The sequence below is a fragment of the Halorubrum sp. CBA1125 genome (assembly GCF_009742825.1).
GTDB lineage: Archaea > Halobacteriota > Halobacteria > Halobacteriales > Haloferacaceae > Halorubrum.
Window position 1 is genome coordinate 1 of sequence record NZ_WPCE01000147.1, and the last position, 7,302, is coordinate 7,302.

The window sequence follows — 7,302 nt, forward strand, 5'->3', positions numbered from 1 at the left end:
CGGCCTCGCACAACCCGCCCCCGGACAACGGGATCAAGCTGTTCCGCGACGGCAGCGAGTTCGACCGCGACGCGGAAGTCGCGGTCGAAGAGCGCGTCGCGGCGGACGAACGCTCCGCGGGGTGGGACGCGTGGACGACGCCGGAACGCGTCGACGTCCTCGCCGAGTACCTCGACGACGTGCGCGCGTACGCCGAGGGATACGGGAGCGACCTCGAGGGGCTCCGGATCGCCGTCGACTGCGGGAACGGCATGAGCGCGCCGGCGACCCCGACCGTCCTGCGCGAGCTCGGCGCCGAGGTCGTCACGCTCAACGGGAACGTCGACGGACACTTCCCCGGGCGGGGGAGCAAGCCGACGCCGGAGACGCTCCGCGACCTCCGGGTGTTTATCGCGGACGCCAACGAGGGGGTCGAGGCACCAGGGCGGCCGGACGCCGGCGGCGACGCCGAGGGGTTCGCGTTCGGGATCGGCCACGACGGCGACGCCGACCGGATCGTGATCGTCGACGCCGACGGGGAGGTCGTCCACGAGGACACCGTGCTCGCGATGCTGGCCGAGCGGTACACCCGCGAGAGCGACGCCGCGGACCCGGTGGTCGTCACCACGCCGAACGCGTCAGGGAGGATCGACGAGCGCGTCCGCGAGGCCGGCGGCCGCGTCCAGCGCGTGCGTCTGGGCGCGCTCCACGAGGGGATCGCGGCGGTCCGCGAGACGGCCGGCGATGCGGGCGCGTCGGGGAGGCGGGTGCGGTCGGCGAGGCGGGTGCCGCCGGAGAGATGGGCGACGACACCCGGGTCGTCTTCGCCGCGGAGCCGTGGAAGCACATCCACGTCGCCCTCGGCGAGTGGATCGACGGCGTCGCCTCCGCGGCCGTGATCGCCCGGCTCGTCGCCGACGAGGGGCTGTCGGGACTCCGCGAGCCGATCACGGAGCGGCCGTACCGCAAGGTCAGCGTGGACTGTCCCGACGACGCGAAGGCCGACGCGATGGACCGGCTGGCGACGACCCTGCCGGAGGCCTTCCCGGCCGCCGCCGTCGACACCGACCACGGCGTGCGGCTGGAGTTCTCCGACGCCTCGTGGACGCTGGTCCGCCCCTCGGGAACGGAGCCGTACGTCCGCGTGTACGCCGAGAGCGACGACGTCGACGAGCTGATCGCCGACGTCGAGGCCCTCGTGGCGGACGCGGTGGCCGCGGTCGACGCTTCGGCCTGAATCCACCCGGAGCGACGAATTTATGCCGCGTACTCCCGGTTTTGTAGACGACATGGCATCCGACTTCGATCGGCGGCGGTTCCTCAAGGCGGCGAGCGCGGCGGGCCTCGTCGGGCTCGCCGGCTGTAGCGGCGGTCCGACCGGCGACGGTTCGGACGGCTCGGACGGGGCTGATGGAGACGACGGTGACGACGGAATGAACGCCTCGGAGGGGGCTGATGGGGACGACGGCGAGGACGGAATGGACGGCTCGGACGAGTCTGACGGTTCGGACGGCGAGGGCGGTCCGGCGGCGAACATCGGGATGGTCTACGCGACCGGCGGCCTCGGCGACGGGTCGTTCAACGACCAGGCCCAGCAGGGAGCGATACAGGCGGAGGAGGAACTGGGAATCGAGTTCCGGGAGGCCCAGCCCGACGAAGTGTCGCAGTTCAGCACGTTCCAGCAGCAGTTCGCCGAATCCGCCGACCCGGACTACGACCTGGTGTGTTGTATCGGCTTCCTCCAGGCGGACTCCCTCTCGGAGACGTCTGCGTCGTACCCCGACCAGGACTTCATGATCGTCGACTCGGTCGTTCAGGCAGACAACGTCGCGAGCTACACGTTCCGGGAGCACGAGGGGTCGTACCTCGCGGGGCTGATGGCGAGCCTGCTCACCACCCGCGACTTCTCGGCGGGCGCCGGTTCGACCGCGGGCGACTCCACGAACGTCGGGTTCGTCGGCGGCGTCGAGTCCGACCTGATCCAGAAGTTCCAGGCCGGCTTCGAGGCGGGCGTCGCCGCCGGCAGCGACGATGTCGACGTCAGCGTCAACTACACCGGCAGCTTCAACGACCCCGCGGCGGGTCGCGAGGCGGCGACCGCGATGTACAACAGCGGCGCCGACATCGTCTATCACGCCGCGGGCAACACCGGCACCGGCGTCTTCCAGGCCGCACAGGAACAGGAACGGTTCGCGATCGGCGTCGACCGCGACCAGTCGATCACGCGGCCCGACTACGCCGACGTCATCCTCGGGAGCATGGTCAAGCGGGTCGACACGGCCGTCTACAACGCGATCGAGGCGACCGTCGACGGCGAGTTCCCCGGCGGATCGAACGTCACGCTCGGGCTCGACAACGACGGCGTCGAACTCGTCTACGGCGACCAGCTCGGTTCCGAGATCCCCGAAGCCGTCAGAGACGAGGTCTCGACCGCGCGCGAGGACATCATCGCCGGCGACATCTCGGTTCCCTCGGAAGTGTAGCGGTCCAACCGACCGACACGCTGGGACACCACCGGCGGCCGCTTCGCGCGCCGACCGTTCCGCGCTCTGATTGGATTCTCGGCCGTTCGCGGTTCTTGCTGGGATCGCTATATCCAAACATATTCAGTCACCCTCGAATCAGAAGGTACTAGACTAATGGCCACAGCCGTCCACCTCGACGGGATCACGAAGCGGTTTCCCGGCGTCGTGGCGAACGACGACGTCGACCTCGAGGTCGAACGCGGCACCGTCCACGCCCTCCTCGGCGAGAACGGGGCCGGCAAGACGACGTTGATGAACGTTCTCTACGGCCTCTACGAGCGACGTCGGGGGAGGTTCGGATCGACGGGGAACCGCACGCGCTCGGATCGCCCCGCGACGCGATCGACGCCGGGATCGGGATGATCCACCAGCACTTCATGCTCGTGGACCCGATGACCGTCACCGAGAACATCACACTCGGCAACGAGCCGCGGAAGTGGGGCGGGCTCGCCGTCGACCGGAGAGGGGCGCGCGAGGCCGTCGTCGAACTCGCCGACCGCTACGGGTTCGACGTCGATCCGGACGCGCGGATCGAGGACATCTCCGTCGGCGAGCAACAGCGCGTCGAGATCCTGAAGGCGTTGTACCGCGGCGCCGACACGCTGATCCTCGACGAACCGACCGCCGTGTTGACGCCTCAGGAGGTCGACGAGCTGTTCGACGTGCTCGACGAGCTGACCGCACAGGGGAAGACGATCATCTTCATCACGCACAAGCTCGGCGAGGCGATGCGCGCGGCCGACGAGATCTCCGTCCTCCGCGACGGGCGGAAGGTCGGGACCGTCGACGCGGACGCGACCACCCAGGAGGAGCTCGCGGAGCTGATGGTCGGCCGCGAGGTCCTGTTGGACGTCGACCACGGGACCGCGGAGACGGGCGAAGTCGTCGCCTCGGTTTCGGACGTCGTCGTCGACGACGACCGCGGGGTTCGGGCGGTCGACGGCGTCTCCTTCGACGTCAGAGCCGGCGAGGTGTTCGGGATCGCGGGCGTGGACGGCAACGGCCAGTCCGAACTCGTCGAGGCGGTGACCGGCCTCCGGACCCCCGACGCGGGCGAGATCCGTTTCCGCGGCGAGGACGTCACGACCGCCTCGCGGCGGCAGCGTATCGAGGCGGGGATGGCGTACGTCCCCGAGGACCGCCAGGACCGCGGACTGGTGATGCAGTTCGACCTGGTCGAGAACGGGCTGCTGGGCAGCCAACACGGCGCCGAGTTCGCCGCCAACGGTCGGATCGACTGGTCGCAGACGCGGGGGCACGCCGAGGCGATCATCGACGAGTACGACGTTCGGCCCCCGGACGCCGACGCCGAGGCGGAGTCGCTCTCCGGCGGCAACCAGCAGAAGTTCATCGTCGGCCGGGAGTTCGAGCGCGACCCCGAACTGGTGGTCGCCTCGCACCCGACGCGGGGCGTCGACGTCGGATCGATCGAGTTCATCCACGAGCGGCTGTTGGAACTCCGCCGCCAGGGCGTGGGGATCCTCCTCGTCTCCTCGAAGCTGGAGGAGGTACAGGGGCTCTCGGACCGCCTGGCCGTCGTCTACGAGGGCGAGTTCGTCGACGTGGTCGACCCGGAGGAGACGACCGAGGAGGAGCTCGGCCTGCTGATGGCCGGGGAGCGGCCGGGAGACGACGGTGGAGGCGGTGGTGGACCGGAGGGGACGGCGAGCGGGGACGCAGCGGAGACTGAGAGTGGGGACGCATCGGAGACGGAACGGGACGGGCCGGCGGACCCCACAAACGCCGGGGACGGTGAGCGAGCGTGAGCGCCGCCGACCGCGCGCGGGACGCCCTCTCCCGGCTCGCCAGGGCGTCCGCGACCGAGCGGATCCTGATCAGCACGGCGGCGCTCGTCCTCTCCGTCCTCATCGGCGCGGTGCTGGTGCTCGTGGCCGGTCGAATGACGACGTGTACCGCCGGCGAAGCGGTGTACTACTTCGGCACGGGGTTCTGTTACGACCCCGTCGTGGTCTTCGACCGCCTGTTCCTCGGGGCGCTCGGTGATCCGCTCAGCGGTAGCTGGTCGCCGAACGGGCAGTTCGCGGTCACGCTCCGGGAGACGACGCTTCTGATCTTCACGGGGCTCTCGGTGGCGTTGGCGTTCCGCGCCGGGATCTTCAACATCGGGACGCAGGGGCAGATGGTCGTCGGTGCGCTGGCGACCGCGCTCGGCGTTCTCTGGGCGTCGTCGCTGGTGTCGGGCGTCCTCGGCACCGTCGTGTTGATCCCGTTCGGGCTCCTCGTCGGCGCGGTGTTCGGCGGACTCTACGGCGCGGTTCCGGGGCTGCTGAAGGCGTACGCCGACGCCAACGAGGTGATCACGACGATCATGCTCAACTTCATCGCCACCGGCGTCGCGCTGTACCTGGTCAGCGGGGTCTTCAAGGACCCCGAGAGCGCAGCCAACCAGACCGTTCCGCTCCCGGAGTTCGCGCAGTTTCCGGCGCTGTTCTTCGGCGCCCGACAGGACTTCTCGATCGTCGCGCTCGCCTTCGGCCTCCTCGCCGTCGGCGCGCTGTACTACGTCCTCGAGCACACGGCCTTCGGGTACGACGTCCGCACGAGCGGCGTCCAGCCCGAGGCGGCCGAGTACGGCGGCGTCGACGCCAAACGCACCGTCGTCGCGAGCCTGACGCTCTCGGGCGCGCTCGGCGGTATCGCCGGCGCGATGTACGTGATGATGGTGCTCGGGACGTTCCAGACGGGGATCCCCGCTTACGGGTTCGACGGGATCACCGTCTCGATCCTCGCCGGCAACAACCCGCTCGGGGTCGGCGTCGCCGCGCTGCTGTTCGGCGTGCTGAAGAGCGGGACGACGGTCGTCCAGTTCGCGACCGACGTCCCGCCGCAGCTCGTGGGGGTCCTCCGCGGGCTCATCATCCTGTTCGTGGCGATGCCGGAGTTCTTCCGGCTGCTGGCCCGCGGACTGCCGGGTGCGGGATCGAGACCGGAGGCGGTCGCGACCGACGGCGGGGTCCCGGGCGAACGGGGAGGTGAGGCCGATGAGTGACGCGCCCGCGGACCGCGCGGACGACGATACCGCCGCCGAAAACGTCGAAAGGGAGACCCTCTTCGAGCGGTACACGACCCGCGCGCTCGTCGCCGGCGTGACTGTCGTCGCCGTCGTCGCGCTGCTTCTCGCCGGCCTGGCCTTCCCGGACTCGCTCGCCGGGACGCTCGCGGACGTGCTGACGAGCCGGAACACGCTCGCGGCGACGCTACGGCTGTCCGTGCCGATCGCGTTCGCCGCCCTCGGCGGAATCTTCGCCGAGAAGTCGGGCGTGATCAACATCGGACTGGAAGGGTTCCTGATCATCTCGGCGTTCGGCGCCATCTACGTCGCCGACATCACCGGCGGCGTCTGGATCGGCTTCGCCGGCGGTGTGGTCGCGAGCACGCTGCTCGCGGCGCTGTTCGCCGTCGTGACGATCGGATTCCGCGCGGACCAGATCATCGCCGGGCTCGCGGTCTGGCTCATCGCGCTCGGACTCGCGCCGTTCGCCTCGCAGGTGATCTACGGCAGTCCGAACACCCCGACTGTCGCGACCTCGCCGTCGATCACGGTGCCGGTGCTCGCCGACCTCCCGTTCTTCGGCGCGCTCTTCTCCGCGTCGCCGTCGGTGTACATGCTGTTCGCCGCCGTCGCCGGGTCGTGGTACGTCTTCGAGCGGACGGCGTTCGGCCGGTGGATCCGCGCCAGCGGCGAGAACCCGAAGGCGCTCGACACCGCCGGCGTGAGCGTCACCCGCGTCCGGTACGCGGCGGTGCTGATCTCGGGCGTGCTCGCGGGGATGGGCGGCGCGGCGCTGTCGCTCGACCTCGGTCAGTTCACCGGCAACGGTCCGACGATGGTCAACGGGAAGGGGTTCATCGCCATCGTGGCGTACCTGTTCGGGAACTACAACCCGGTCGGGGCGTTCCTCTCGACGATGTTGTTCGCGGGACTGGACGCGGTACAGACCGTGCTCCAGCTCCAGGGGATCGGGATCCCCCGCCAGCTCATCCGGATCACGCCGTTCGTGGTGGTGATCGTCGTGCTCGCGCTGGTCGGCCGGACGCGGCTCCCGGAGGCGGCCGGCGACCACTACGAGACCGAGGACTGACCGCCGCCGGCACACAAGCCTCACCGCGCCCGCGGCCCACGGTCGTGTCGCCGGTGAGACGACCGAAACGGGAGCAAAGAGTTTTGCCGAGGGCCCGACACCACCCGGTAATGACCATCGACGAGTACGACGTCGTCGTGGCGGGCGCCGGGACCGCCGGCTGTTACGCCGCCGCGACGATCGCGAACGAGGGGCTCGACGTCGCCGTCGTCGAGCGGAAGGACGCCGAGGAGGCCGGCCACATCGCCTGCGGCGACGCGCTGAAGGGCGCCGACGCCTTCCCCGAGGCGATTCCGAAGTCGCGGCTGGAGCCGGCGTTCACGAACACCGGCGTCGACCACGGTCGCTTCGAGATCCCCCAGGAGGACACGGTACTTGAGATCCCGGTGCCGGGCGAACTGGCCGTCATCGACCGCTGGGAGTACGGCCGACGGATCATCGCGGGCGCCGCGGACGCCGGCGTCGACTTCCACTACGAGACGGTGGTCAACGACGTGCGCCAGACGGCCGACGGCCGGGTCACCGGCCTGCGGGCGAAGCGGCGGGGCGAGCCGCGGACCTACGAGGCCGACGTCGTGATCGACGGCGCGGGGTCGCTGTCGCTGCTCCAGGACAAGGCCGACTTCGAGGAGACCACCTTCGACACGAACGTCCGGTACTCGCAGTTCTGCTCGGCGTACCGCGAGATCGTCGAG

General features: G+C 70.1%; 4 protein-coding genes and 2 pseudogenes. All 6 read left to right on the forward strand.

Features of this window, described 5'->3' with window-relative positions; genetic code table 11:
- Window positions 1–1,216: pseudogene (locus tag GJ633_RS12120) on the forward strand (phosphomannomutase); the annotation flags it as partial.
- Between the two features lie 52 nt (window positions 1,217–1,268).
- On the forward strand, window positions 1,269–2,462 hold the full coding sequence (locus GJ633_RS12125; RefSeq protein WP_156589037.1) for a BMP family protein: 1,194 nt from the start codon (window positions 1,269–1,271) through the stop codon (window positions 2,460–2,462).
- Between the two features lie 156 nt (window positions 2,463–2,618).
- A pseudogene (locus GJ633_RS12130) lies at window positions 2,619–4,270 on the forward strand (ABC transporter ATP-binding protein).
- Window positions 4,267–5,514 carry an ABC transporter permease gene (locus GJ633_RS12135; protein ID WP_321169058.1) on the forward strand — a complete coding sequence of 416 codons (1,248 nt, stop codon included), beginning with the start codon at window positions 4,267–4,269 and terminating at the stop codon, window positions 5,512–5,514. The pseudogene GJ633_RS12130 and the gene GJ633_RS12135 overlap by 4 nt, the downstream one beginning before the upstream one ends.
- Complete coding sequence (locus GJ633_RS12140; protein WP_156589038.1) at window positions 5,507–6,607, forward strand: ABC transporter permease; 1,101 nt, start codon at window positions 5,507–5,509, stop codon at window positions 6,605–6,607. Before GJ633_RS12135 ends, GJ633_RS12140 begins: the two co-directional genes overlap by 8 nt.
- Window positions 6,608–6,717: 110 nt before the next feature.
- The coding region (locus GJ633_RS12145) for an FAD-binding protein (RefSeq protein ID WP_156589039.1) at window positions 6,718–7,302 on the forward strand (585 nt) is incomplete at its 3' end.

Excerpts from the sequence above, each read along its gene's own strand:
- GJ633_RS12125 (WP_156589037.1), top strand. The coding sequence starts at position 1,269 with ATGGCATCCGACTTCGATCGGCGGCGGTTCCTCAAGGCGGCGAGCGCG.
- GJ633_RS12140 (WP_156589038.1), top strand. The coding sequence starts at position 5,507 with ATGAGTGACGCGCCCGCGGACCGCGCGGACGACGATACCGCCGCCGAA.